Annotated in this window: 2 protein-coding genes; both read right to left on the reverse strand. The window is 68.7% G+C overall.

The features are described 5' to 3' along the window. Positions 1 to 934 (reverse strand): anti-sigma factor (locus JHD07_RS39155; RefSeq protein WP_291631948.1); only part of this gene is annotated, 934 nt, incomplete at its 3' end. A 208-nt stretch (positions 935 to 1,142) separates the two neighbouring features. Next, on the reverse strand, positions 1,143 to 1,688 hold the full coding sequence (locus JHD07_RS39160; protein ID WP_291631950.1) for a sigma-70 family RNA polymerase sigma factor: 546 nt from the start codon (positions 1,686 to 1,688) through the stop codon (positions 1,143 to 1,145). Positions 1,689 to 1,726 lie beyond the last annotated feature (38 nt).

The following is a 1,726-nucleotide window of genomic DNA, read 5'->3' on the forward strand; positions in this document are numbered from 1 at the left end:
CGGCATAGGTGGCGCCGTTGACGACGTCGGCATCGTAGGAGGCGAGCAGCGGGCGCGCGGTGAAATCGCCGGCGCCGATCACGCCGAGCGAGCGTGGCCGCGGCAGCTTGTCCGAGATCAGCCAGAGCTCGAAGCTCTTGCCGGGCTCCGGCGCCGCGCCGACCTTGCGCACGGTGAAATTCCGCGTCGCGCCGTCGACGGTGAGAATGAAGGCGGGGCCGCCGCCCTGGTCCTGCAGCAACGCGACATATTGCGCGGAGGCGGCGAGCGGCGCGGCCGGGGTCTTCACCTCGACGGTCTGGATGCGCGTTGGCGGACGCAACGCGCCCGGCAGCGCCTCCGGCCAGAAGATCTGGAGCGACAGCGTCACGAGCAGTGCGGCGGCCAGCGCCCCGGCGACGGACGCGACGGCGCGCCAGCGCTTCACGCGGCTCTCGAGCCGGATCACGTTGCCGTCGTCGACCCCAGGTGGCGGCGGCGCGCGAACGATGTCGAGATCGGGAGCGTGGACCTGCGGGATGAATTGCGGCGCGATGTCGCCGATGGCGTCGGGCTCGGGACTCGGCGGCTCGCCCTGCTCTGCGTCGGGATGCTGCACCGGCGCCGGCGGAGCACTCTCGTTCGAGGACACCACCGTCTCCGGCGAGGGCGGCTCCGACACCGGCGGTGGCGACGCCTCTGCGGCCGCGGGCGGCTCCTGCGCCACGGCGATGCGCGCGATCTCGGACCTGATGTTCTCCCATACGATCGGACGCGGCTCGACCGAGCCGACCATCTGGTTGAGCGCGCCGAGCCGGTACGACCACGCCTGCACGACCGCGGCGAACGCCTCGTCCACCGCCATCATGGTCTCGACCTGCGCCCGCTCGTCGGCGTCGAGCGTGCCGAGCGCGTATTCCGCGGCGAGCGCGATATGGTCCTCCGTGTAGTCCATCACTCTCCTTCACCTCTCCCGAAGGGAGAGGTCGATTTGCCCCGGGAGATGCGAAGCATCGTCCCGCGCAAATCGGGTGAGGGGTCAAGGTCCCATGAGCGTGCGCAATCCCTCACCCGGATCGCATCTTGCGATGCAATCCGACCTCTCCCTTCGGGAGAGGTGAGGCAAGAAGGCCGCGTTAGCATAGACACTCTCTCATCATCCTCTACAGCCCGAGGCACTCCCTGATCTCCAGCATGCTGCGCCTGAGCCACGTCTTCACCGTGTTGACGGGCGCGGCAAACTTCTCCGCCAATTGCTCGCGGCTCCAGCCGTTGTAATAGGCGAGCAGCACGAGCCTCTGACGGTCCGGCTCGAGCCGGCCGATGCATTCCAGGAGCCGCTTCAGCTCCTCCGTCATCTCGCGGCGCGCCAGCGGATCGGTGCTCTCGGCCGCGACCTCCATCGCCTGAGGCTCGTCCTCGATGGAGGCTTCCGACTTCTTGCGCACGACGTCGATCGCCCGGTTCCGCGCGATCGAGACCATCCACGTGATCGGCGAGGACAGCGCCGGATCGAACCGGCCGGCGCCGTTCCAGATCTTGACGTAGGCCTCCTGAATGACCTCCTCCGCGAGATCCTGTCGGCGCAAGATACGGAGCACGACGCCATAGAGTTTCGCGCGCGTGGCGGCGTAGAGGCGCTCGAACGCGGCCTGATCGCCCTTCGCCACCGCCTCGATCAACCCGACCAGCTCTGCTGGCGTCAGCATTCAGCCCCCCGACACGCGGCCTGCGGCTTCCCTTCACC

Origin of the sequence: Bradyrhizobium sp. (assembly GCF_016462955.1) — a bacterium.
In the GTDB taxonomy this organism is placed as follows: domain Bacteria; phylum Pseudomonadota; class Alphaproteobacteria; order Rhizobiales; family Xanthobacteraceae; genus Bradyrhizobium.